The following is a 26,142-nucleotide window of genomic DNA, read 5'->3' on the forward strand; positions in this document are numbered from 1 at the left end:
ATTGGAATTATGCTGATATACTTTGCGGTGAACGGTCTGCTTACTGCAAAGCTGAAAAAGATCACTCCTGCTGAAGTGCTGAAAAACAGGGAATAAAATGTTATGCTTGACAAACAAGGCATACAGGCTGTATGATAAATACTGAGCATAACGAATATCCGATACCATAAAACTGAGAAAATATATGATAATAGTAATCGGCAGGCAAAAGCACGATTCCACTTCAAAAATGGAGAATGTCCCCGGATAAAAAAAACAGCACCGCAGAAAAATCAGTATCTGCGGTGCTGTATATTATCAAGCGATCAACTTAATCGCCGATTATAAGAGTGTAGTTGCTGCCAAAGCCTGCATTCTCAAATTTAAACTTGCCGTTCTCATCGAGTACGCCTTCTGCTACCACTGTTTTTTTGGATTTTCTGCCCTTATAGATGGTTATTGTTCTGCCTGCATACTCCTCGCCGAGGTCGATGATAATGTAATTGTTTTTCTTTATTGTGCCTGATGTTTTAATGAGGTTCATATCAGAATCATAAGAGAAAACATATACTTTTTCAACGCTGGCAGTGAGCGTAGCATATGTTATTCCATCCATGCCCGATACTATTCTTACATCAGCTGCGGGCATTGTAAAGGAGCCGGAGCCGCTGATCTTGTCAAATGCTTTGCCGTTAACATAAAGAACAGCATCGTAGAAATTATCTACACGGTAGTATACGGTATCGCCTGCCTTATGTTTTGTGCCGTTTACAAAAACATGACTGTCTGTAAAGATCGAATAATATACGATCGGATTGGTTGGTTCGGGATCTGTTATTTTTTCACAGGTGATAGTTACATCGGAAGCAGGCATTGTAAATGAGCCTGTTCCCGTAATGGAAGCAATAACATTTCCGTATGCGTCCGTAACGGCAGCTGTGTAGCCGTCCTCAACGATCACTGAAACAATATCTCCTGCATTTGCGGTATTTTGTACTGTAACATGGCTGTCTGCTGTTATCGTGTATTCAACAGGTTCAGCAGGTTCAGCCTGCACAGGCTTTACACCGAGAGCATAGGTGGAGAATTTATCGCTTGTGAAGGTCATTGTATTGGTGGCTGCGTCATACAGGCACTGAACAGGATAACCTACTCCGTTATGGCTGCAGAATACAGAATATGTATACTCATCTTCGGGGTACTGATCTATAATATACTGAGGCACCTCAAAGCTTATCGTAATGGGAGCATTGGGATCTGTTACCTGCTTGTCGGGATCTCCATTGCTGTATGTCTTGAACAGCTTTACATCAAGATAGCAGCCGATGTTAAAATCGTCGAGAACATTGTCAATAGCAGTCTTATCCGTTTCGTCAACATATTCGGGGTCGATAGTCACAGTTGCCATCAGAACGCCAATATCCACACCCTGAGCAATAAGCTCAAGATCTTCCTCATCAAGTATCGCAGCCATAAGCTCTTCTATGGGCATATCAATAATAGCGCCGCCTACATTATCATCGGAAGGTATAATTGTTACCTCACCCTTATCAATGGTTACAGTAAAGGTTGCTGTCTTTCCGCCGTAGGTTACGGTAAGGGTCTGTGTTCCTTCCTTAGTATTGTCAAAGCCGCTGACCATTGTTGCTGTCATATCAACAGTTTCGGTTTCTTCGTCTTCATAGTAAACCTTTATCTTGCCGCCTGTTACATCAAGCTTATCGCCGATGAAGTAGGTCGTCTTTGTGGGAAGAGCGGAAATTTCAATTGCTGTTACCTGTGCTTTGGCGGTCTTTTCAAAGGTGTAGGAAACGGTCAGCGTGCCGTCAGCGTTCAGTGCTGTGTCCGCAGCTTCGCCGTTTATTTCTGCGGGAGTTGTGCTTATGAATTCTAAGCCTTCATCTGCTTTGAGCGTTACTTCAACGGTATATTGCGTTTCTCCCTTGAACTTTTCACCGGAAGTCAGGGGAATGCCGTCAACAGACCAGCTTACAGCGGTCACGGAATAGCCGTCATTTTCGGGGATGGTGACTGTTGCTGCGGGGGTATCTCCGATAACGGGAGCTGTCACTGTTACAGCGGGTTCAATATCGACCTCAGGAAAATATACGAGACCAGTGTTATAGTTGTCCAGTCCGTCATAATAATCAAAGCTTATTTCATCTTTGGGGGCAACAGTACTTTTGCTCTTCGTTTTTGCAGAACCGCTGTTTACATAACTGTACCAGAATTCCCAGTTTTCGATGTCATACTTCTTGCCCGCCGTAGGATTCGTTTCGGATGTAAGTGCGGCGGCAAGGTCTGAAACCTCTACGGGATATTTATCCTCGGAATCAAAGCTTATGAAATTATATGTACCGTCATCGCTTTTTTCGTCTAATTTGAAATCCCCACTGTCATTTATTTTCCACGTTGTGGGATCTATTGAAGTGATATAGATATATTTCTCATTATTCAAATAGACAGTACCGTTACAGTCGTAGGTCTGTAAATATTCCTTCAGCCCGGTATCGAACGAACCGCCCGATACCATTTTATAAGTATAGCTACCGGCAGCGCTGTCATAACTGCGTATTTCCCAGATACTCTTATCGGTCTTTCTGGCGTTAAGATAGTTTATGCCTGCGTTATCTGTGACGTTATTTAACAAATTGATTGATGTGAAAGTTTTATCGTAACTGATATAATAATTAACATATCTGACGAGCTTTGCTTTAGTCACGTCAAATTCGCCCTTATCATTGGCAATGTATTCGATAGTTTTCCAAAGATCCTCTTTGGTGGTTATATTACCATAGCTGCCGTCTGCCTTTATGCCAAAGCAACCGCCGGGATATGTCAGCATATATTCTCCGGTGAAATCATCTAACGCACCGGTAGAGCTGTTAGTAACGCTTATTGTTTTTTCGGTATCTTTGCCCAAGCCGTCATACACGGGAAGCTCAAAGGTCTTATACTCGGTGTTAAGCTGTATGACAAATGCAGTTTCATTGAAAGAATTAAAATTTGCGGCACAAGCCTCATACGCTGCTTTGATATATTCAATAGTCAGCTGATCGTTGACTTTGAAATCTGCCGTACCGTACTTCTTTGCTTTTGAGGGAGCTAAATATTCAATAAGTACTCCATTATCCAATCCGGAAGTAACTGCTCCATACCATGCTGTCCAGCCTTTAAGCTCCTTTAAGGGAGAATCCATTCCGGCATTTTCCGCTATTTTGCTGATATCGGTCTGGGCGGTATCCGAAAAATCATCTACCGTAACCTTGCTTGCGTAATCTATTATTATATTAGTTTGTGAAGGGTCGCTTTCTGTAACAGCTATTGTATGCTTGTTATTCAAATAAATTTTATAATAATTTGTTGCAGGGTTTTCCAATTCACTCAGTTTTGCTTGAAGGTTATCCCCGGTGGCAAAATCTGCATATTCCGTATTTCAATCTGAAATAATTGTCCAAAAGCTGTTGGCGTCAAGGTGAGAAGTGATATCCTCATTTGTGGTAGTGCCAGCGATTATATCATCTAAATCAGATGTTATATCGCTGCCATTAAAATATAGGTTAGAAATTGTTGCCGAAGCCGTAATTGGCATTGCCGTCAGAGCCATAGAGCCTGCCAGCACCAAGGCAAGCAGCCCCTTTAGTCGTTTCTTGAACAAAATAGATCATCCTTTCTTTATTGCATAATAAACCTATTATTAGTCTCATTATCACCAAAAACAAAACTATGTCAAGATAGTTTCGGAAATATTACAACAACTCACCCAAAAGGGTGAAACAAAAGACAAACCCGCTATTGACATAAAATCCGATTATGTAATAGAATAAAAGAAGAAATTTTTGTGAGGTATAATATGAAAATTATTACTGCGATACTCCGCCGTGCAGCTGTATTTGCGGCGGTACTGCTGGTGCTGTGGGCGACGCTGACCGCTGCGGCGGCAATTCCGAACGAGCTTATCTATGACAATATGCTTGAAAGCGCACTGTACTTTAAGGACAAGGAGCCTTTCCCCAACGAATCAAAAATGCGGCTGGTGCCTGATAACTATGCCGACGCGATACTGCTCAACGTGACCTGGAACATGGGCGGCGGCGACCCGTTCGGCTCCGCGCTGAACACCGCCTACTACGACGGCAATGACGGCACGGACGACTACGGCGAGAACTGGGGACTTTACTGCGCCGTTACGGGTACTGCCGAGCCGAACACAGACTACACCCGCTACTGGCACGGAATGGCGGCGGTCATACGTCCGCTTATGCTCTTTACCGATGTCAGCGGCATAAAGCTTATCGGAACAGCGGCGGCATTCGTTCTGCTGGCTGCAAACGCTGTGTTGCTGCTGAAAAAACGGCAGTATTTTGCAGCAGGTGGGCTTGCGGCGGCGTTCTTATGCGTTCATGTGTGGGATATCCGTCTGTCAATGGAATATCAGCCCGCCGTACTGGTAACGCTCCTGCTGCTCCCGCTGTATATCCTGCTTGAACAGAATGACGGGGCACTTTCGATACTTGCCGTGATATCCGGGGTCATGATTGCTTTCTTTGATTTTCTGACCGCCGAAACGCTGACCATACTTATCCCGCTGCTTATCGTGTTCATTATGAGAAAGCAGGAAAACAGGCTCCCCGATCTGCGGAGCAATATGCTGCTGATACTCAAATGCGGCTCGGCGTGGGGGCTGTCCTACGCAGGGACATTTCTCGTGAAATGGAGCGCTGCAAGCCTTGTCACAGGCGAAAACAAATTCATAGCAGCGCTTACTTCCGCCGAGATACGAATTGCAGGCGAAGCGGAACAGCTGTCACCTGTGGAGCAGTTTTTCCTTGCCCCGGCAGCAAACCTTTCGACTCTTTTCGGCGGCATAGGCCGTGTGGACCGGAATGCTTTTGCGGCGGGACTTCTGATATCCGCAGTGGGGTTCGGTGCGGTATTCTACCTGTTTCGCAGCCGTGAGCTGTTTGACCGCAGCTTTAACCTTACCATGCTGATACTCGGTATGCTGCCGTTTGCCAGATTTTTCCTACTGAATAATCATTCCTACCTGCACGAGTTCTTCACATACCGCGCGCTTGCCTTGGGGCTTTCCTGCAGCGGCATGGAGTTTGCTACCGAAATTATCGGAAAGTTCGCTCTTTCAGGTGCGGCTATCGCAGAAATACCTGTAACGCTGGACCCTGACGGACGCAGCGGCAGGTCACATCTGCGGACGATACGGGACGGTCTGCGGCATATTCGGTACATATTCTTCGGCTGTCGGAAATAGTTCAAAAAATGCAGATATAGCATATATTGGCAGGAAAAATCTCCTTTATTTTTACTCCTTGTTTTCTCAAAAGGGTGCAGTTATCCCTATAACAGGCTGATTTTCGATAAAATATATAATTTTGAAAGGGTGATGCTCCTTTTGGAGCCATCGTTATGAGAAGAAACAAGAAAATATTGTCATTACTTCTTGCAGGAACTATGACAGCGGCAGTATTTTGTTCCTGCGCCGAAAATGAAAACAGTCAAACGGATAGTTCGGAGATATCCGAAGCTGTTGTTTATTATCGTAATGCTGGCAGTTATCCGCCCTCTTACCATAGCAAAAAGAGATATTGAAAATATTATCGGCGATATCGACAGATGTGAGGGAGATCTTACAAAACGCATCAATGTCAGATCGGACAGCTTGCCGGCTCCAGCCGTGAATCCGCAAACAATATTCAGCGTATCAACAGTATTGTTACCAATGCCGTAACAAAGCTTGCAAATAATGCAAACGAGCTTGTGGAATATATGACCGAGCATATTCTTCCCGAATTTTAAGCTTTCGTAAGATCAGGAGAACAGTATAAGGAAAATGCATCGTTCGGGACATGGACATAATCAGCAGCAGAATGGACGATAATATGCGTATTGCAACAATGCTCAAAAGCGAAACAGACGTATTCACAAAGATCTGATAAGATAATATTGCCCAAATGCCGTGAGGAATCATATTATCCGTCACGGCATTCCGTTTTATTTTTTTGGTTTACAAATAATAAAAAATATAAAAATATATTGAAAAATATAGCAAAATATGTTATTATATAAATAAAGCTATAAAAAAGGGGCGGGACAATGAAAAAGCACAGAAATGAAAACAGCGATAAGATAAAACAGATAAAATTGATAATGATATTCGGTCATGCTCTGATAATTATCATTGCCGCGATATTTATGGCTTCCTTTACCATCAGAAAAAATGACATGGTGCTAAAATCAAAGGTCAGCGACCTTACATATGCCCTTAACGTCCAGATGAAGCTTAATATCAACACATATCTTTCAAAGCTCGAATCCGTCTCAACTCTGGTTTTCGGTATGGACAAGGCAGTCAGCTATTATTCATCTCCCGAAAATTCCGATCAATATGAGGCTCTCAACACTGAAAAGCTTATCTCGGACAAGCTTTATGACCTGTGCATTATGGAAAACTATGTGGATTTTTTTATAGTTTACAGCGATGACCACACTGTGGGAAAGGTGTCAAACGGAACCACAAATCTCTTCGGAGACGATCTTTACAATGACATGGCACAGACCGTTACAAGAAACCGTTCCAAGGACGGCTGGTCAACAGGCTATAATGATGATTTCAGACGCATTTATTATGTCAAGCGCATAAACGACAATGCTTTGCTTGTGGCATCCTTTTATACCTCCGAGCTGGAAACCGTTTTCGTCCGACCCGATGATATGCGTGATACAACGGTAAGACTTGTTAATGAAGACCATTACATAATGTATTCCAGCGAAAATGAGGAAACAGGCTCAAAGCTGCCTGCCGAGATACTTGACAGGATAGGAGACAGCACCGCTGCTTCATTCATAGACGATGAGTACCTTATCACCGTCAACACCTGCGCCGACAGCTGGTATGTCATCTGCTCCGCTCCAACACAGATAATCCTTGCCGAGCGCAATATCGTTATCAGATATACTATTATTATCACAGCCGTTACATCAGTTATCGCAATGATTCTCGGCACGCTTCTGTCCATTCACGTTACCAATCCCGTGAACCGTATCGTTACAAAGCTTAACACCCAAGCTAACATTGACAGACTTACAGGCATTTACAACAAGCTTTCCTTTGAAGAGAACGCCGAATATATGCTGAGTAACGCCGCAGATGGCGAGCGCCATGCCGTTATTCTCCTTGATGTGGATAATTTCAAGGGGGTCAATGATAATCTGGGTCATGCTTACGGCGACAAGGTACTTGCCGATATCGGCAACATTTTAAGACTGACCTTCAACTCCTCCGACTGCCTCGGAAGAATAGGCGGAGATGAATTCGGCATTCTTCTCAATATTCCCGCAAACAGGCAGAAGGACTTTTTGACGCTTATCAATGAAAAATGCTGCGCTCTCTGCGACGCATTTCATAACAATTACACAGGCAGCAGCGGGGATTACAAGATATCCGCAAGTATAGGTGCTGCGGTATTCCCCGATGACGGAAATACTTTTGCAGAGCTTTACAGATGTGCCGACGCCGCTCTTTACTCCTCTAAGCACAAGGGCAAGGACACGTTCACCATTTACAGCGATGTAAGGGAGGAGGCTGATGATAATGCTTAAAAGAAAGCTCTTAGCCCTTTCGGCAGCCCTGCTTATGTTCACCTCCTGTGCGCCCGAGCCTGTGATCATCAATCAGGAGGAATACACCGAGATATCCCTTTCCTGGTGGGGGAACGACACGCGAACCGAATATACTCTTGCGGCGGTAAAGGAATTTGAACAGATCCACCCCGATATCCGCGTAAAATGCAGCTACTCTGAATGGTCGGGCTATCAGACGAGATACAACATTCAGATGATGTCGGACACGGAATCCGATGTCATGCTCATAAACTTTCCCTGGCTGGACAAATATTCCGCTGACGGAAACGGCTATTACGATATCTATGAGCTGAGCGAGTTCTTTGATCTTTCGCAGTTTTCGGAAAGCGAGCTGAGCTTCGGCATAAGAAACGGAAAGCTCAATGCCGTTCCCATAGCGCTGAACACTCAGACTGTATATTACAACAAAACCATCTACGACCGCTTCGGTCTGGCGCTTCCCGAGACATGGGAAGATCTTTTCAATGCGGCAGAGGTAATAGGAGACGAGGTCTATCCCATTGCCATGCCTGCAAAATCCGCAATGTTCTTCATAACCGCATACACCGAACAGCAGAGCGGCAAGACATTCATGTCTGAAGACGGGCAGCTGGGCTTCGGCAGGGAAGAGCTTGGGATAATGCTTGATTTTTACACCGAACTGATAAACGGTCATGTTATGCCTCAGGTAGAATACTTTGACAGGAACGATATCAGAAACGGCACCTATGCGGGAACCGTGGCGTGGCTCAGTGACGCGGAAAATTATATGGGACCCGCCCGTGAGGACGGGAACGAGATAGCCGTAGGCAGCTACACAGGCTGTACAGATGGCGTTAAGGGCTGGTACACAAAGCCTGCGACGCTGTATGCGGTAAGTGCCAAGACCGAACACCCGGAGGAAGCAGCGCTTCTCCTGGATTTTCTCCTTAACAGCGACGAAATATCCGAGCTTCAGGGCATTGAAAAGGGAATACCCCTGAGCCGTTCCTCCAGAGATTATCTTGAACAGCATGATATGCTCAAGGGGCTTCACTATGACGCCTTTCAGGTGATGAGCGCTAATATTGATTCAATGGCGCTTATCCAGCCCTTTATGGAGAACACAGATATGCTTGATGCATTTCAGGAAGCCTGCAACGCAGTGCTTTACGGCAAGGCTGCCACCGGTGAAAAGGCTGCGGAGCTTTATGAGCAGTTTAATGTAATTCTTAACGGATAAATGGCAAAAGCCCGTCAAGTTATTTGATGGGCTTTTGATGTGTTTGCTAAAGTTAAACAGTATCACATTCTTGATACTTATTTTACAGGAACAAGTTTGCCGCCATCTGAAAGGGTAATAGTTTTGCCGCCAAGAGCGCTGTTTCTGCTGTCGGATGCGCTGTAATAGATAGTATGTCCGTTAGAAATAATATTTGAGAAGGAACTGTCTGCATCAACAATCGCTGTAACATAACTGTCGGCAGTGACATTCCATTTGGATGTTTTGTCAAGTGTAACAGTAACATCTCCTGTGTTTTCACTGTCTATAGCTCCGGTGAATGAAGTCTTGTTTTTAAGAACCATACTTACCGAGCTTATATTATCGCAGGTCACATCGCCCTTTAGCGTCTGAGAATCGGCATTAAGTGTTACATCTCCGCCGTTGCTGCCGACCTTTCCCCAATTATTTGTATTGTTTCCTGCCGCATTAAAAAGCACTCCCGAACTGAACACAAGCTTGGTATTGGTAAGATTGATAACAGCGTCGGTATTTGTAATATAAAACATAGGTCCGTCAGATGTGGTTTTCAGCGTGCTGTCCTCCGAAGTAAATACAGCCGTGCCGACAGCAGCATCTCCAGATGTGCTCTGATAAAGCATTACACCGTTCTTGCCAGCGCCGATAAATGTGCAGCCGGTAAGTGTTATGGAATTTTTACCCTCAACAACTGCGATCTGTGAATCTGTTGCCTTGCCCGAGCAGTTTTTAGCCGTAATATCTCCCGTGGAATAGATACACGGTGAACCGTCTCCGCTTGCAAAAAGCTTGCTTGAATTGATAACGATCGTTCCGCCGCCTCTGTCGGTTGCAACGGGAGCGCAGTGAGCGCCGATAGTTTTTATGTACATATCAGATGCGGTGATGCTTCCTCCGTATGTTGCGTCAAGACCTCTTGATGAATTGCCTTTTGTGTATATTTTCATTCCCGAAACGTTTATCTTGGCATTTTCACCGGTTGCAAAGATCGCATTTGAACCTTCCGCATTGGTTGTTATCTGACCGCCTGTGATTTTTGCCGTACTATTCAGCTGAACAACAACTGCAGCGTTCAGTCCGTAGAAATTGCTGTTATCCGTATTGGAGCTGTCACCTGTTTTTGTGATAGTCGTATCGGTCATTTTAAGATAAGCTCCGTTTGTAACAAGCACTGCGGAACTGTCGGCTGTGGTCTGACTTATGCTTTTTGATGTTATGCCCTTGCTGCCTGAATTGATATTATATTTGGCAGAAAGCTCAAGACTGCTTTTTTCCTGCATACCAGGCGCTCCCATTCCGCCGCCCTGAGGAGTATTCATACTTCCGCCCATAATTTCAATGCCGCTGATCTTTCCTTTGGAATTATAAGTAAGCTTTAAGATATCCCCTTCGGAAATATCGGAAAGTGAAGCTGATTTCCCGTTCTTTTTAAGCACCTTTTCATTAGTAATATTTAATGTAAGCGTTTTGCCGTTTACCGTAAATTCACCAGATCCACCGCCGGGAGCACCGTCCGGAGCTTCACCATCGGGTTTAGCAGGAGGCTCGCCATTATCTGAACCGCCCTGCCCGGGCATTGCAGGAGGATTGCCATTTCCGGGCATTTCGGGCGGATTGCCGTTGGGACCGGTTCCGTCGGGAGGAGTAGGAGGAGTCTGTCCATTCTGAGCATTTTCGGGAGCAGTCGGCTGTGTATATTCGCCTAATGCAAGCTTGACCTTGGTGCCGCTTATGGAGGTGACCTTTCCGTACTTGACAGACAGACTTGTGCTTTGCGATGAGGATACTGCGGAAGTGTTATCCGATGCATAACCGGTTGCAGCAGGTATAGCAGATAATGACATTACCGCTGCGCTGATAAGTGCGATAGTTTTAATTGATTTTTTCATAACAATCATTCCTTTCGGTTTGTGTTTTCAATAATTGTATGATATCAGATAATTCTTAAAGGAAAATTAAAAAGCAAAGGTAATAAAAAATGTGCAGTACCTGTTTATCGCAGAACTGCACATTCAAAGTATTTTCATTTCATCATTGCCGTTGTGAAGCGGAATTAAAAGCTACATAAAATGTACTTCCCGCTCCCTCAGTGCTTTTTGCACTTACTGTTCCGTTATGGTATTCGGCTATCTCTCTGACAAGGGATAAGCCCAGTCCCAGCCCCTTTGTGCTTCTTGATTTGTCGGAACGATAAAACCGTTCCCAGATATGCGGCATATCCTCTTCTGCGATACCAATGCCGTTATCCTCAACAGTAATAATGACTTTATCGTCACTTCGTTCAAGTCTGACCTTTACAAAGCCGTTTTCATTTCCGTATCTGATACCATTCCTTATAAGATTATTCACCATCAGCTCAAAAAGCTCCTTATTGACGGGATAAGTTATATTTTCATCACACTCAAATGAGACCGTTATCCCTTTTTCGGATATGATGCTGTGATCCTGGCATAAAGAAGAAAGCAGTTCTGTAAGGTTGGTATCTGTTCTGATATACTTATCGGTATGATTTTCAATTCGTGAAAAGATCAGCAGCGTTTCTATCATATGGGACATACGATAGCTCTGCTTTTGAATTGCTTCGATAGCTTCAAGCAGTTCGTCCTTATCGGATGCATTCTCCACAGCATATTCGCACTGCGCAAGAATAATAGCTACGGGAGTCCTGAGCTCATGGGAAGCGTTTGACGTAAACTGCTTCTGTGATTCAAAGGTCTGTTCAAGGCTTTCGAACATTGAATTGAAGGTCTGTGACAGCTCGTAAAGCTCATCTCCCGTATCGGGAAGCTCTATACGTTTGGTAAGATCACCGCTGCGGCGAATTTCTTCGGCGGTGCTGTTTATCCGTGCGACAGGTCTTAGGAATTTTCCTGTCAGCATATATCCGCCGCAGAATGCAAGTGCTGTCAGCATAGGCAGAAGCAGGAGCAGATATTTATGCGAGGACAATATGCTCCACATACTTTCTTCCGCAGGTATTATTCCTCTTATCCAGATATCGGGCTCATGGGGTAGCCTTATCCAGGAATCATAATAATAGTATTTTGTGCCGTCAAGAATTATTTCTGTGGGTGTATCAGAGGGATTGTAAGGTATATTGTCAAATTCATCGAATTTGAATATTCCCAGTGAATGTGCACCATTCTCATGATATGCCATTATCTGGACGCTGTGCTGTAAAAAATCCGTGCTTTTTACTTCCATATTTTCTTGATCGCTCTGAAAAGCGTCCGAAACCGGTTTATGAGTCAATATTTTTTCTGCGTATTTGTTTATGCAGTCTGTAAGAAGATTTTTCGTATCTCTTGTACCCAGCGCCTGAAAAGCAATTATGACTATTAAAAGTATTACGATACTTATCACAGTCAGGATAGCAGTAAACCATAAGGTAAGCCGGAATTTGATGCTTTTTCTTTTCATTCATCTGTCCTCATAACATAGCCTATCCCTCGTACATTGTGAATGAGCTTTTTCATTCCGGGAAGGTCTATTTTCTTTCTGAGCATATGAACATAAACATCAACGATATTCTCTCCGCCTTCAAAATCATATTCCCAAACATGGGATAATATCTTTTCACGGGAAAGAATTCTGTTTTTATTCATAAGCAGATATTCAAGCAAATAGTATTCCTTTCCGCCGAGAGGTATCGTATCATCTCCACGCTTAACGATGTGGCTTCCAATGTCAATGGAAAGATCGTCAAGAGCTATGACATCTGAAATATTACCGCCTGCCGTCCTTGTTACCGCATTTATCCTTGCGATAAGCTCGTCAAATGAAAACGGCTTGACTACATAATCATTTGCACCGATGTTAAGTCCCTTGACCTTATCCGAAACAGCGTCCTTCGCCGTCAGAAAAATGACGGGAGTGGAAATCCCCTGCTGTCTGATAAGACGGACAGCTTCTATCCCGTCCATTACAGGCATCATAATATCCATTATCACAATATCATAATCGGCAAATTGCAGCCTGTCCACGGCTTCCTCGCCGTTGAAACAGTTTTCAACATCAAAACCGTCCGCACGGAGCTTTTTTACAAGTATCTTGTTAAGATCGGGATCGTCCTCGGCAATAAGCAGCTTCATATTATCACCGTCCTTTAGATTTGTATCAATTATATCACGTTATTATTCCTTTTGCAAGACAGAAAGTGATTTTTACGGATATTTTACAAGTAAGCTCCTATTTTTAATTTTATTCTAATTTTTATTTTGTATAGTTAAAATAATTTTAATTCTCAGCGCATTATTTGCGGAAATGAAATATTAACGGGGATATGATCTACTTGTCTCTCAGCAACAGCGTGGGCGGCTCGATATATATAAAGTTGAATACAACAAGTTTGAAAACGATACGCTTTATCTGAAAAACTGCCGATACGAAAAAGAAGCCTCCGCAATCGGAGCGGCAATGCATTTTACAGAGAAATTTTTTGATGATATGAACTGAAACAACCCGTATGATAGACAATGGCTTATCATACGGGCGCTTTTTATATGTTGGTAAAAATTCCAAAATATAATTTCAAATGAAAAAACAGAGCTTCTGACAGGAGAAGCTGACTATGAACGTGCTTTCGAAAAGCTGATCTCACAGGGAGTAAAAATTGCGGCGGTCACTCTCGGAAAAAATGGTGCTTATGTGAGAACCGCAGAGGGAGGAACCCTTGTAAACGGTTTTAAAAACAAAGCTATTGATGCCACAGGCGCAGGCGATGTATCTGGGGAGGATTTTTGTACAGCCTTGCAAAAAGCGGAAAAGCTCCGGCGCAATTCCTGCAATGCCTGATATGGAAAGAGTTTATGAAAAACTCAAGGAGGAACGCTTATGAATATAACAGATAATTTTATGGGATTACAGCAAAGCTTTTGCGTCGATTTCTACCCCATAATTCTAATGGAGATTTGTATCGGATAGATAAATACTGTCTGAACTTTTGCCTTCTGTTTCAAAAATAATAATGGTATTTTTCCCTTTATTCAGAAGCGGGGCGGGAAGATACAGCCTTTTCTGCGGACCGATATCCCAAAATCTGCCGAGATTAAAGCCGTTTATGAAGGCTGCGCCTTTTCCGAAGCCTTCCGTATCAAGAAAGGTATCCGCAGGCTCGGTCACATCAAATTCAAATCTGTAAAACGAAGGTATACCGGCAGCATAGCCGCTGGTAAAATCAATGTTTCCGATTTGTTCTTCGTCCAGCGGCAAGGGGAACATATCAAATCCAAAATGTCTGTGATCGTTTATCTTGACACCGTTTAAGATACCCTTTCGCTGCTGCTCAAGACCTGTGCCGAAATTCTCTCTGCCGATGTTTTCAACAAGCAGCTCAACAGTTCCGCCGCAGGTTTTTTGGGAAATCTCAAACTGCTCCCATATATTTTCCGCAAATGCGGTAAAAGCATACTTACCGTTTCTAAATCCCAGCACTCTGTCAGCAGCGTTTTCACATCTTACGTTATCGACCCGCTCGTTATTTCTTATATTAAGTCGGTAAAGAACGTAGCCGTAGTAGCAGTCAAGCTCTTCAAAGCTAAGAGGATAAAGGGACGGTACAGGCTCGGATATTTTTTCCAGCGTGCTGAAAAGGTCGGTCTTTGCAGTGCATTTTATCCTTCCGAAGTCAGCACGCTTTATTTTTGTTGTAAGCGGTATTTCACTGATATCGGTATAACGGGAAATAACATCTCTGCAAAGCTCATATTTCTTTGTGATCTGTCCGTCCTCGGAAAGCGGTGCGTCATATTCGTAAGAGGTAACGTCAGCTGTCTTGTTTCCGCTGTTTCTTCCCGCCATAAATCCGAAATTCGTTCCACCCTCGAACATATAGAAATTAACGCTGCCTCTTTTAAGAAGTTCATCAAGCTCGTGAGCTGCCTTTTCAGGCTCTGTTGTGTGATGCTCCTCGCCCCATGCGTCAAACCAGCCGTTCCAGAACTCCATACACATAAGCGGCTTGTCATCACCGATAAAGCGTTTCATTTCACTAAACTGCCATTTGGCCGATGAGCCGAAATTTCCCGTAGGAAGTGCGCCGTCCACCATTCCCGATTTAAATCCTGCTTCGCTCCAAGGACCGTCCGATGTAACGAACGGAACAGTTATCCCAAGCTCACGCATTGTATCTCTTAAAAATTCAAGATATGCAGTATCATTGCCGTAGTAGCCGTATTCATTCTCTATCTGCATGAGAATGATATTGCCGCCGTTACCTGTCTGATATGGCACAAGCTTCGGCATGAGAACGCTGTAATAGCTTTTCACCGCATCAAGATATGGCTTGTATGAGCACCTAAGACGCATCTTCGGGTCTTTCAGCAGCCATGCGGGCAGTCCTCCGAATTCCCATTCGGAGCAGATATAGGGGGAGGGTCTTATGATAATATAAAGTCCCAGTTCCTGTGCAAGCTCTATAAAGCGGCATATATCGTGCATACCGTCCCATATAAATTCACCTTGTTTCGGCTCGTGGAAGTTCCATGGAATATAGGTCTCAACCGTATTACAGCCGATGTTCACAAGCTTTTCAAGCCTGTCCTTCCAATATTCGGGAACTGTGCGGAAATAATGCACAGCACCCGATATTATTTTAAATGGCTTTCCGTTCAGATAAAACTTGTCTGTGATCTCAAACATAATAAACTCCGAAATTGCTTTTACTTTTTATTTCTTTTTCTGCCGATAACAACAGCCGCACCTGCAGCCGCTGCTGCCGCACCGACCGCAATTGGAACTGCGGGAGATGTTTTCATGCCGTTTTCGGAATTTTCCTGCACAGCCTCGGTTTCAACAGCTCCTTCCTCTGTTGTTTCGGAGCTGTCGGCATCGGAAACAGGCTGTTCCTCTGCTGCCTGTTCTTCCGCAGCCTTTGCAATGGCAGCTTCATAGTCATAAAGCACCTGTGCCGCATCGACCGAACACTCACCGCTTACAACTGTGAATTTAAGTGTGTGTCTGCTGTTATCAAGTCCGTTTATGGAGAAGAATGACTGCCTGTTTGACATCTTGGAAACAGTATGCTCTTTTTCAATAACATTTCCGTCTATCTCAACAGAAACAACGGCTTCGCCCTTCTGGGCACCGGTGAGGATAATGCCCGTGCCTTCGAATTCTATTTCGGCAAATGCGCCTTCTGTGCCCTTGGAAATTGTTCGCTTGTAGTTTTTGAAGCTGTCCATTGTGCTGTGGCTCCAGCCGTCGGTGCTGTAGGAAAATGCGCTGTCAAAATTATCAAGCTTGTTAACATACGGCTGAATGGTATCTGTTGCCTCAACCTTTACGTTATCAAAGCAGCAGTTATTGTATGAGCTGTAAAGCGCCGCTCTTCCTGCGGAATATCCCGCACCGTCAGCCTTATAGTCAAGTACCTTTTCACCGTCAATGTAAACTGATACATCATCATAAAGTGCGGATATCTTTACATTATGCCACTTGGAAGAATCAAAGCCTTCGATCTCGCCGCCTTCTGCCGCTTCTTTTCCTGTGATAAAATTCCAGCTTCCGTTTTCGTAAAGGATAACTCCATAACCGCTCATTCCGCTGTCAGCAAGGATATATCTCATACCTACGCCTGCATAGCTTTTTTCGCCGTCTGTAAGCACATCTGCACTTACGCTGTAATTGTACCAGCGGTCATCGCCGAAATTGGTGGTCGGCTCGGGTGTGCCGCCCCATTCATCCGCCTTGATATTACGGGTGATCTTCTGCATGAGCACCTTTTCTCCGTCCTTTTCGGTCACCTCAAATGCACCGCCCTCATCGGTAGTGTAAAGGGGAGCGCCGCCTCTTGCGGAGAGAAATTCATCGGTGTAGTTAAAATCATCGGAATATGGGAGAGAAAGAACGGTGTTATCGGCTTCTGTAGGAACAGTATAGTCTGTCTCGGGAACATCAACAGTCGAAACTGTCACCATTGAATATGGCTTAACGGTAACAGAGTATTTCCCGTTTTCGGGAGTGATGGTACCCACTTTTTTGAAATAATTCGCATCATAAGCCTGACCGCTTTCGGGACCTCTTGTTTCCCACACATAAACTTCATTGTCGGACTTTGCAAGATCAAATACTTCAAATCCATATGTGATGGGAGAGGAGGTCGTATTTGTGATGACAGTGCTGTAATCGCCCTCCGGGCTGCAGGCAGTAATGTAGCTGTATTTTGCGTCAACTATGGCATGACCGTCGCCGCCTGCCTTGCCGTCAGCATTGCAGGCATCGTTGATAAAGCTCCAGCCCTTATCTATGAACTGTGAAAAATGCAGGTTCATAAAATATCCGCTGTCAAGGGTATAATATCCGTTCCAGGGAGTGTTTGCATTTATCAGCTGCTTCTGGCAGTAGGTAACTCCATCGTAATATGCGGCAACTGCGGGCTGATATTCGTACATTGTCATATATCCGCCGCTTACCATGGTTATCATACGGTTTGCAATATCCAGCACGCCGTTTATTCCTGTAAGTCCGGAATTTCCCTCGTCAAAACGATATACTGACTGCGCATAGGTCATAGGAGAGCTGCCCTCGGAGAACCATATTTCCTTGCCGAAATTTTCCGCAAGCTTCTTTGTGCGTTCATCGGCAAAGCTTGTGTAATGGGAGCCTATAACATCAACCGCATTCCGCAGCTCCTCGTTATCCGTCATCTGCCATGAAATATTCCATGTACCGCATTCATCTGCTGCCACAATCTTGATCTTTGAATAATCGTAAGGGCAGTCTGTTTCGCTTTTGAGAGCCTTGGAAAGATAGATTATCCACTCGGTGTCGATTGCGCGTTCGTTTCTGTTTGCACTGACATAATCAAATTCAAGTCCGTATGTCTCGTATGCAGCGTCGAGAGTTTCCTTGTACCACTTGTAGCGTGCTGCATTCACATCTTCGGCATCTGTGACCCAGCGGGGCTCGCTCCACCAGAGCATATCCAGAGTAACATCGGGATTTATCTTTTTTATGTCTGCTGCGAGCTGAAAGCCTGTTCCTCTTGTTACATCGGCTTTTTCGTCCTCAGTACGTATAGTTGTAGGCTCGGTGCCCGATGATGTATTCACATCAGAACCCATTTCCACCTTAAAATGAGTAAATCTGAGCCCGTTCCTGCCGTACAGATATTCAAGTATCTGCCAATAGCTTTCGGGGCTTTTTTCCTTGTAATCAAGGAGAAGCCTTGACGAGCCGTTGCAGCTTATCATTCCCTGACCTCTGTAAAGAAAATTTTCGTTTGTGTTTGCCTTGCTTCCGTCTATCCTTATATTCACACTTCTCACTCCCGTTTCATTTTCCGCATATATTGTATTTCCGCTTACACACATTACTGCCGCACTTAGCATCACAGCAGATATTCTTTTTAATACACTCAAAAAAAGCACCTCTTTCAATATACTTGCTACAATAAATATATATCGAAAAAGGCTTCAAGTCAATCTTAAATAAGTGACAACTCTAACTTTTTGAAACTTAAATGACAGTTCCTTTGTTTTTTCTGAATTCTGAAGGAGATATTCCTTCATATTTTCTGAATACGATCCCGAAATATGTAGGGCTGGTGTAGCCCAGCTTTTCCGATATCTCGGAAATAGGTATTTTAGAATCAAGCAGCATTATCTTAGCTTGTGAAACCTTGATACGTGCGATATATTCCATAGGACGCATATTAAGGCGTTCTCTGAAAAGCCTCCCGAAATACTGCGGAGAAACTCCCGAAAGCTCGGACAGCTCATTTAAAGATATATCGGCACAGCAATGCTCATTTATATACCGGACCGCCTCGTCAACGATCATATTTCCCGTATTGTCGGCAGATTTTTTTCCGTTAAAAATATCTCCTGCAAGAAGCACTGCTTCATAGATAAGCAGGGAACATTTTTTACTGCTGTGAAGATTGTCGGCGGCAAGACCCGATAATCTGTTATACAGCTTTTCAAAACCGGTCAGGTCGGCATTTGCGGCGATCATTTCACGCTCAAAGCCCATTTTTTTCATAATGTCTGTAAGCATATCACCTCTGAACACGATCCAACAGGTTGACCACTCGCCGCTTTCGGGATAATACTCATGGGGCAGCCCGGGAGGCAGATAAAGCAGAGAGTTTTTCTCAAGGGTGTACCTTCTGTCCTTAACGATCAGTATGCCCCTGCCCTTTTTGGTAAACAGAAACTGATGTGAGCTGAGTCCGCTGTCACGTTTAATATGAAATTCCGGCGAGGTTCTGCCTATTCCCGAAAGATAGAACGGCAGCTTTGTTTCATTTCCCGGAACGGGATATACTGCATTGTACATGATCTCACACTCCTAAACTGATTATATTATATCATAGGAAAATGCTGTTTGCAAGGCTTGTGTCTACTATCAATACATATATCTCCGTGAAAATTGTACACATTTTCAATGCTTGCTAAAATCAACCCTCATTCTCCCGAATTGAATACACTTCCTATTCTCTCAGGTAAAAGCAAACGAAATCTGCAAAAAGGAGCATTTGAGCGTTATAAATACTCAGATGATATTACGGAATGCATTATTTCTTATTTGACGATAATAGACAGCTGTTATTTTTTGTGATATAATATAAGCAATATAAGCAATCGGAATTTTTTCTATAAGTTTATAATTTTAATTTATTATGGAGAATAAAATGTCAGATAGTTTACAAAACAAGCCGAGGATATTCGGCTGTAAAACAAATGATCCGATTAAATTCTTGGTCTGCGGACAGCTTATCAGCCCGTCGGGATTTCTGCATCACCGCCGCAGCTTCGATGAAAACGTGCTTATCATGGTAACCGAGGGAACACTTTATATTACCGCAAATAACGCCCCATTTTCCCTTGTACCGGGACAGTATATTTTTCTCAAAGCAGGGGAGGAGCATTACGGACACCGTCCCTCTGACGGGAGATTGTCCTATCTTTGGGCACATTTTCGGTCGGACTGCGGATTTGAAACAGTAAATAATGACAGCAGCGAATATACATATCTGCTGCCCGAAGCTTTGGCTTTGTCCGATTCGGGACGAACTGCACAGCTTTTCCATCAGCTTATGGATATGTCACTTGAAGAAAAGCTGTACACACAAAATATGTCCGACTATGCAATGAGTCTGCTGCTTATGGAGCTGACCCAAGAATATTTCCGTGATCGGGACAGCTCCGATAAGCTTCCTTTGGCTGTGGTATCGGCAAGGGAGTGGATAAAAAATCACTATTATCTACCCTTTGATGTAAGGTCGCTTGCGGAAGCTGTGGGATATAGTGCGGATTATCTTTCATCTCTGTTCAAGCAAAGCACGGGAATTTCAATTGTCCGCTATACAAACCGTTTGCGGATAAAAACAGCAAAAACGCTGCTTTCAAACTATGACATTACAATAAAAGAAGCCGCATTTTCCTGCGGCTTCTCGGACGAAAAATATTTTATGAAGGTCTTTAAACAGCTTGAGGGTATCACTCCCTCGCAGTATAAAAATTCCTTCGGACGGAAGAATATCAACTGAGATTTTTCTTTGTAAAATATACTGTATATGGCTCGTCGGTTATGTCATAAAGCGGAACAAGATCGAAGTTTTCGGGCTGACCAACAGTGCGGTAAACGCTCTGCTGCCACGGGAATGTGCTGTATGTATGCTCGGTGGTGTATGCAAGAGCGCTTTCGGGTTCACCGTCTTTCATACATATTCCGCAGTCCTTTTCGCACAGTCCCGCAAGCACAACAGGTCCCTCCGCAAATGCCGTAAGCTTCGGCATATCTGGCAGAGAAGATATTGTCAGCGCCGCAGGGAAATAGATGTTTATAGTATCATTTTTCCAAGTTCTGTCTATATCAAAATAACCGTTTTTTGAAGTCACATTTTTTATTTCCTCGCCGTTAATAAATATGATGGGAGCGCCCTGCGTCCATTCGGGAATACGAAGGGACAGAGTAAAACTTTCGGGCTTGTCCGCCCTGACATTCAGCTTGATATACCAGCGTGACATTCTGCTGTCATCGTGCTCGTCAAAGGAGGCACCATCGTTGTAATACTTCATATCCACGCTCTGACTGACGGTGACATTTTCGCTGCGCTTGTACTCCGAGTTGATGTACTGTCCGATAACAAGGCGGTTTTTCTCACTGTACTCATAAAAGCAAAGCTGAGGATAAATCGTGTGCGCCTGCACCGTTGTGCCGTGACAGCACCAGAAATCTTTGGTTTTGCTGCCCCATTTTTTCATGCTCCCCGACTTCATTGGCAGGAAGTACGCAGGCATTCCCGTGAATTTGTTCTGCTGGGCAAGAAAGCCGTTGTAGAGATTTTTCTCGATATAGTCAAGGTATGCGGTATCACCCGTAAAGCGGAAAAGATAGTCCGCAAGTCGAACCATATTGTATACAGTGCAAAATTCCTGGGTGCGATCTCCGATAAACATACCAAGCTTGTGGGGTGGTATCCAGAATTCGCCCGAGTTCTGACCGCCTGTGCAGAAGGCTTCTCTGTCTGTGACAGCACATTTCCAGAAGCTTTTTACAAGACCCAGCCACTTTTCATCGTCTGTGATCTCATACATTTTAGCAGCTCCCTGCGCCCATGGGATACTTGCGTTTGCGTGGCAGTTTGATAAGGGGTCGCCGCCATCGGCAAGCTTTTTGAAAATGGACGGGTGAGAATATCTTTCCGCAAGGGTGAGATATTTTTCGTTTCCCGTAAGCTGATACAGACCTGCCCATACCTCAAGCATTCCGCCCTCTTCGCCGCTGTAAACGGCATGGGGGTTTTTGTTCTGCATATCCGCAGTCCAGTCAAGATACCAGTCTGCGGCATTGTTTAAAATATCAAGTGCCTTTTCATTTTTTGCATACATCGCGCTGTGATAAAGTCCCAGCAGAGTTTTGTGCAGGGTGTATTGCGGCGACCAGATATACTCGTTTTTTTCAAGACACTGAAAATATTTTTCGGGAACAGAGCCTATCCATTTTCCGCCGTTCAGTTTCTGACAGCGTTCAAGCTCGTCAATGATAATATCAAGCTTTGCTTTCAGCTCACAGTCGTTATTCTGTGCAATAAGCATGGAAGCGGCAGACAGCCAATGACCGAGGAAATGTCCCCTCAGCTGACAAGTAGGGGATTCCCAGCCAAGGTGCATTTCGGAAATATCCCTGTCGGTGCGTATGCAGGCTTCAAGGTAGAAATTCTGGAGAAGATTTTCGGTTTTCAGCTCCATAAGATACGACCTGTTTAGATCGGCACGCTCCTTGAAAAGTCCCGGCAGAAGATGTGCATTTTCAATATTTATCTGTTTCAGCATAGTATTTACCTCCGAATGATTATCTGCTGAAAATTATTATAGCACACTATTATAAATCTGTAAGTAGACAAAGCAGGTGAAAAGGTGGAAAATTCTTTGATTTGAGAAAAAATTATTCGGAAAACTCAATTTACATACTTTCCCTGAGAATTTTAATGATCTCGTCACGTTCAAGCACCTTGTAGCCGCCTGTCATAATAAGGGTGCTGTCTGCAATGCCCTCTATCATATCCTCGGTAACGCCAAGGTCGGATATGTTCATCACAAGACCTATCTCACGCATGTATTTTTCCATTTCCGCAAGTCCCTCGGAAGCAATTTGCTCCTTTGACTTGCCTGTGGGGTCAATGTCCCATACGTTTTTCGCATATCTTACGAATTTGTCAAGACCGTAGGGCATTATGTAACGATAATAAGGCAGAGAAACCGCAGAGAGTGTCATTCCGTGAGTTGCGTCTGTGTGAGCGCCTACTGCCTGTCCCAGCATATGCACCTCCCAGTCGGTGGATTTGCCCATTGCAACAAGGGTGTTCAGCGCCCATGTAGCTGTCCACATTATATTGCTTCTCGCTTCGTAATCGGTGGGATTTTTAACTGCAATTTTTGTGCTGTGGATAAGTGAACGAAGCAGTCCCTCCATAATATAATCGGAGGTGTTGTCATCATTACCCGAAAAATACTGCTCTAAAATGTGGGACATTATATCGAAAAAGCCTGCCTTCATCTGATATTCGGGAAGAGTGAAGGTCACCTCGGGATTTAATATGGCAAATTTCGGGAACACATTTTCACCGAAAACGTGACCGATTTTTAGCTTCTGAGCGTGGTTTGTGATGACCGAGCCGCCGTTCATCTCCGAGCCTGTGCCTACCATTGTCAGCACGCAGCCTACGGGAATTATTTTGCAGTCGGGTTCTTCAAATTTGATGAAATATTTATCCCAAGGGTCGCCCTGGCAGTATGCCGAAATTGAAACCGCCTTTGAATAGTCGCATACCGAGCCGCCGCCTACCGCAAGGATAAAATCAACGTTATTATCTCTTGCGATCTTGCTGCCCTCGTACAGCTTCTCAACAGTAGGATTAGGCATAACGCCGCCGTCCTCGATCATCTCCTTGCCGCTGTCAAGGAGTATCTTTACGATCTTATCGTAAAGACCGTTTTTCTTGATGGAACCGCCGCCGTAAACAAGCATTATCTTGTTGTAACCGTTCAAAGCAGAGGATAGATTATCCAGCGAATCCTTGCCAAAATAGAGCTTTGTGGGGTTTGAGTAAACGAAATTTCCTAACATAAATATCACCTTTCCTTATACATTAAGCTCAGCGACCCATTTGCAAAGGTCGTTATCGGACGCACGGTTTATTACCCTGCCGCTTTTCCAATTTGCAGAACATATCTTGTGAAGCACTTCCTCGGTTTTTCCCATGCCGCTTCCGCCCGAGGTCGCAAAGGGGATAACTGTTTTACCCGAGAAATCATAGCTTTCAAGAAACGTGTCAATGATCGTGGGAGCAACATACCACCAAATAGGAAATCCCACGAACACAACATCATAATCCGCCATATTGTCAAGCTTTTCTGCAATTTCGGGACGTGAATCGGGCGAACTCATTTCAATGCTGCTGCGGCTCTTTTTGTTTGTCCAGTCAAGGTCTGCTTTTGAATAAGGCTGTGCAGGCTTTATCTCAAACAGGTCGGCTCCCGATGCCTTTGCCAGCTTTTGGGCAGCCGATTTTGTTACTCCGCTTGCCGAAAAAAATGCAACTAATTTTCTACTCATAACAATACCTCCGATTTAATTTTGTTGTAAAAATATCACCTGAGTATATTATACATTGTCGGGATATATTTTGCAAATGCTTATATTTTATGCCGAATTATGCTTTAAAGGCATATCTGCGCAAGAGAGATGTTGCAAAAGCGAAAAAAGTATGTTATACTGAATAAAATGGAGGCGGATAAAATGGAACTTCGGGTATTAAATTACTTTCTTATGGCGGCAAGAGAGGAAAATATCACTAAAGCGGCGCAGCTTCTGCACGTTACTCAGCCTACGCTGTCACGTCAGCTGATGCAGCTGGAGGACGAGCTTGGAGTAAAGCTGTTCAGGCGGAGCAATCATCGGATAGTGCTGACCGACGAAGGTATGCTCCTCAAACGCAGGGCGCAGGAAATGATAGACCTTGCGGAAAAGACAAGGCTTGATTTTATGAGGTCCGAGCAGCTAAGCGGCGAAATTGCAATAGGAAGCGGCGAGCTTATCAGCTTTTCCTCTCTCACCGAAATAATGTCAGGTTTTCAGCAGAAAAATCCCTTGGTGAAATACAGGATATTCAGCGCAAACGCCGACAGCATAAAGGATAGGCTTGAAAAGGGACTTCTCGATCTGGGACTGCTTTGCGAGCCTGTGGACATAGGAAAATACGAATTTATCCGTATGGCTGTAAAGGAGGAATGGGGCGTTCTTGTTCGCTGTGATGATGAGCTGGCGGGGCGGGAATACGTAACGCCACAGGACCTTATCAACAGACGGCTATTTGTTTCGGAGAGAGCGTTGGTACGGAATGAGTTTTTGGCGTGGTTCGGAAAAAATGCCGACAGCCTTGATATTGCCGCTACATATAATCTTCTGTACAATGTTGCCGTAATGGTACAGCATAAAATGGGGATAGCTCTTTGTATCCGTCTTGAAGCGAAATACGACGGTCTGTGCTTTGTCCCGATGAAGCCACAGCTTAATATAGGCTCTGTTATGGTATGGAAGAAAAATCAGATAGTATCTCCGCTGATAAATGCTTTTATAGATTTTGCGGAGGAATACCTTTTAAGCATATCTAAAGATACAATATAAGTATTTTACATTTCTGATGATCGGATATATAATATAGGCATAGTCAAAACGGCTATGCCTGATTTTTTTGGAGGTGTTTAATATGATAAAACAAACAGCAGGCAGAGATAGTCTGGGAGATTTTGCTCCCGAATTTGCAAGACTTAACGATGATGTTCTGTTCGGAGAAATATGGTCAAGAGAAGATAAGCTGAGCCTTAAATTCAGGAGTATTGTAACGGTTTCTGCGCTTATCGGAAAGGGTATTGTGGATAATTCCCTTGAGTATCACCTTGCTTCTGCAAAAAAGAACGGAGTTACCCGTGATGAAATGGCGGAGATACTGACACATATTGCATTTTATGCAGGCTGGCCCAATGCCTGGGCGGCATTCAAAATGGCAAAAGAGGTATATAAGGACGAACAGGCTGCCGATGAACACGGCGGATTTTTCGGACAGGGCGAGTTCAACTTCGAATATGCGAAATATTTCACAGGAAAATCATACTTAAAGCCGCTGACCGACCCAAAGGAAACGGTGTTTATTGCAAATGTGACCTTTGAGCCCAAATGCCGCAACAACTGGCATATCCACAACGCCGAAAAAGGCGGCGGTCAGATACTTATCTGCGTTGACGGTGAGGGTATATATCAGGAATGGGACAAGCCTGCACGTCATCTTAAAGCAGGCGAGGTTGTCACTATTCCTGCAGGCGTAAAGCATTGGCACGGAGCTGCGGCAAACAGCTGGTTTTCTCATCTTGCGGTTGAAGTTCCCGGAGATAATTCAAAAACCGAATGGCTGGAGCCTGTGGACGAGAATCAGTACAAAAATGCCGGAGAGGTATCGTAATGACCAGAGAAGAAGTGCTGCGCCGATACAAAATTCCTGCTCAGATACTTGATGAATATGAGCCGCAGGGACAGGAGTATGACGACAGCGACATTGAACGAATAAGCACAATAATGACCTTGAGGGACATTGGTTTTGAGCGAGAGGATATCAAGGTGTATATGCTTTTAGAACAGACAGGAGTATCGACTGTAAAGGAACGCCTTAAGATCCTTGAAGTTAAACGCAGCGCCATACTTGAGGAAATGCATAAAAAGGAAAAGAAGCTTGAATGTCTGGATTATCTTAGGTATAAGCTAAAAAAATCAAAGGAGTGATC

At 44.1% G+C, this 26,142-nt stretch carries 19 protein-coding genes; 8 read left to right on the forward strand and 11 right to left on the reverse strand.

From position 1 onward, the window contains the following. Window positions 1-310: 310 nt before the first annotated feature. A complete protein-coding gene (locus tag ACI4J0_RS01865) occupies window positions 311-3,178 on the reverse strand; it encodes a bacterial Ig-like domain-containing protein (protein ID WP_439764115.1) in 2,868 nt (955 codons plus the stop codon). Between the two features lie 237 nt (window positions 3,179-3,415). Continuing rightward, complete coding sequence (locus ACI4J0_RS01870) at window positions 3,416-3,637, reverse strand: hypothetical protein (protein WP_439764116.1); 222 nt, start codon at window positions 3,635-3,637, stop codon at window positions 3,416-3,418. A 195-nt stretch (window positions 3,638-3,832) separates the two neighbouring features. Between ACI4J0_RS01870 and ACI4J0_RS01875 the strand changes: the two genes are divergently transcribed. From ACI4J0_RS01875 to ACI4J0_RS01885, 3 genes are all read left to right on the forward strand, one after another. Then, window positions 3,833-5,248, forward strand: a complete 1,416-nt coding sequence (locus ACI4J0_RS01875) for a hypothetical protein (RefSeq protein WP_439764117.1) — start codon at window positions 3,833-3,835, stop codon at window positions 5,246-5,248. 842 nt (window positions 5,249-6,090) lie between these two features. Next, window positions 6,091-7,596 carry a GGDEF domain-containing protein gene (locus ACI4J0_RS01880; protein ID WP_439764118.1) on the forward strand — a complete coding sequence of 502 codons (1,506 nt, stop codon included), beginning with the start codon at window positions 6,091-6,093 and terminating at the stop codon, window positions 7,594-7,596. Then, window positions 7,583-8,839 carry an ABC transporter substrate-binding protein gene (locus ACI4J0_RS01885; protein WP_439764119.1) on the forward strand — a complete coding sequence of 419 codons (1,257 nt, stop codon included), beginning with the start codon at window positions 7,583-7,585 and terminating at the stop codon, window positions 8,837-8,839. The genes ACI4J0_RS01880 and ACI4J0_RS01885 overlap by 14 nt, the downstream gene beginning before the upstream one ends. Window positions 8,840-8,916: 77 nt before the next feature. On the opposite strand, the gene ACI4J0_RS01890 is transcribed toward ACI4J0_RS01885, so the two are convergent. From ACI4J0_RS01890 to ACI4J0_RS01900, 3 genes are all read right to left on the reverse strand, one after another. Next, complete coding sequence (locus ACI4J0_RS01890; protein ID WP_439764120.1) at window positions 8,917-10,746, reverse strand: hypothetical protein; 1,830 nt, start codon at window positions 10,744-10,746, stop codon at window positions 8,917-8,919. A 142-nt stretch (window positions 10,747-10,888) separates the two neighbouring features. After that, entirely contained in the window at window positions 10,889-12,061 is a 1,173-nt protein-coding gene (locus ACI4J0_RS01895) for a HAMP domain-containing sensor histidine kinase (RefSeq protein ID WP_439764121.1), read from the reverse strand. A 212-nt stretch (window positions 12,062-12,273) separates the two neighbouring features. Then, window positions 12,274-12,948 carry a response regulator transcription factor gene (locus ACI4J0_RS01900; protein WP_439764122.1) on the reverse strand — a complete coding sequence of 225 codons (675 nt, stop codon included), beginning with the start codon at window positions 12,946-12,948 and terminating at the stop codon, window positions 12,274-12,276. A 460-nt stretch (window positions 12,949-13,408) separates the two neighbouring features. Between ACI4J0_RS01900 and ACI4J0_RS01905 the strand changes: the two genes are divergently transcribed. Further along, a complete protein-coding gene (locus ACI4J0_RS01905; RefSeq protein WP_439764230.1) occupies window positions 13,409-13,651 on the forward strand; it encodes a PfkB family carbohydrate kinase in 243 nt (80 codons plus the stop codon). A 105-nt stretch (window positions 13,652-13,756) separates the two neighbouring features. Here the strand turns inward: ACI4J0_RS01905 and ACI4J0_RS01910 are convergent, their stop codons facing one another. From ACI4J0_RS01910 to ACI4J0_RS01920, 3 genes are all read right to left on the reverse strand, one after another. Further along, entirely contained in the window at window positions 13,757-15,496 is a 1,740-nt protein-coding gene (locus ACI4J0_RS01910) for a glycoside hydrolase family 35 protein (protein WP_439764123.1), read from the reverse strand. Between the two features lie 20 nt (window positions 15,497-15,516). Beyond that, window positions 15,517-18,216 (reverse strand): glycosyl hydrolase family 59, encoded by a 2,700-nt coding sequence (locus ACI4J0_RS01915; RefSeq protein WP_439764124.1) that lies wholly within the window; start codon window positions 18,214-18,216, stop codon window positions 15,517-15,519. Between the two features lie 97 nt (window positions 18,217-18,313). Beyond that, window positions 18,314-19,135, reverse strand: a complete 822-nt coding sequence (locus tag ACI4J0_RS01920) for a helix-turn-helix domain-containing protein (protein ID WP_439764125.1) — start codon at window positions 19,133-19,135, stop codon at window positions 18,314-18,316. Window positions 19,136-19,490: 355 nt separating this feature from the next. On the opposite strand from ACI4J0_RS01920, the gene ACI4J0_RS01925 reads away from it, so the two are divergent. Further along, complete coding sequence (locus ACI4J0_RS01925) at window positions 19,491-20,348, forward strand: AraC family transcriptional regulator (protein WP_439764126.1); 858 nt, start codon at window positions 19,491-19,493, stop codon at window positions 20,346-20,348. Here ACI4J0_RS01925 and ACI4J0_RS01930 read toward each other — a convergent pair. The 3 genes from ACI4J0_RS01930 to ACI4J0_RS01940 all read right to left on the reverse strand — a co-directional run bounded on the left by ACI4J0_RS01930 (window position 20,341) and on the right by ACI4J0_RS01940 (window position 23,920). Beyond that, the gene (locus tag ACI4J0_RS01930) at window positions 20,341-22,137 is read right to left on the reverse strand and encodes a beta-L-arabinofuranosidase domain-containing protein (protein WP_439764127.1); all 1,797 of its coding nucleotides are present in this window, start codon (window positions 22,135-22,137) and stop codon (window positions 20,341-20,343) included. The genes ACI4J0_RS01925 and ACI4J0_RS01930 overlap by 8 nt on opposite strands. Before the next feature lie 130 nt (window positions 22,138-22,267). Next, a complete protein-coding gene (locus ACI4J0_RS01935) occupies window positions 22,268-23,431 on the reverse strand; it encodes an iron-containing alcohol dehydrogenase (protein WP_439764128.1) in 1,164 nt (387 codons plus the stop codon). Window positions 23,432-23,446: 15 nt separating this feature from the next. After that, window positions 23,447-23,920, reverse strand: coding sequence for a flavodoxin (locus ACI4J0_RS01940; protein ID WP_439764129.1), 474 nt, complete (start codon window positions 23,918-23,920; stop codon window positions 23,447-23,449). A gap of 183 nt (window positions 23,921-24,103) precedes the next feature. Here ACI4J0_RS01940 and ACI4J0_RS01945 point away from each other — a divergent pair, with 183 nt between their 5' ends. The 3 genes from ACI4J0_RS01945 to ACI4J0_RS01955 all read left to right on the forward strand — a co-directional run bounded on the left by ACI4J0_RS01945 (window position 24,104) and on the right by ACI4J0_RS01955 (window position 26,140). Continuing rightward, entirely contained in the window at window positions 24,104-24,991 is an 888-nt protein-coding gene (locus ACI4J0_RS01945; protein ID WP_439764130.1) for a LysR family transcriptional regulator, read from the forward strand. Between the two features lie 82 nt (window positions 24,992-25,073). Beyond that, complete coding sequence (locus tag ACI4J0_RS01950) at window positions 25,074-25,823, forward strand: carboxymuconolactone decarboxylase family protein (RefSeq protein WP_439764131.1); 750 nt, start codon at window positions 25,074-25,076, stop codon at window positions 25,821-25,823. Next, on the forward strand, window positions 25,823-26,140 hold the full coding sequence (locus tag ACI4J0_RS01955) for a MerR family transcriptional regulator (protein ID WP_439764132.1): 318 nt from the start codon (window positions 25,823-25,825) through the stop codon (window positions 26,138-26,140). The genes ACI4J0_RS01950 and ACI4J0_RS01955 overlap by 1 nt, the downstream gene beginning before the upstream one ends. The last annotated feature ends 2 nt before the right edge of the window (window positions 26,141-26,142 follow it).

Source organism: Huintestinicola sp., assembly GCF_051882455.1.
Lineage (GTDB): Bacteria > Bacillota > Clostridia > Oscillospirales > Ruminococcaceae > Huintestinicola.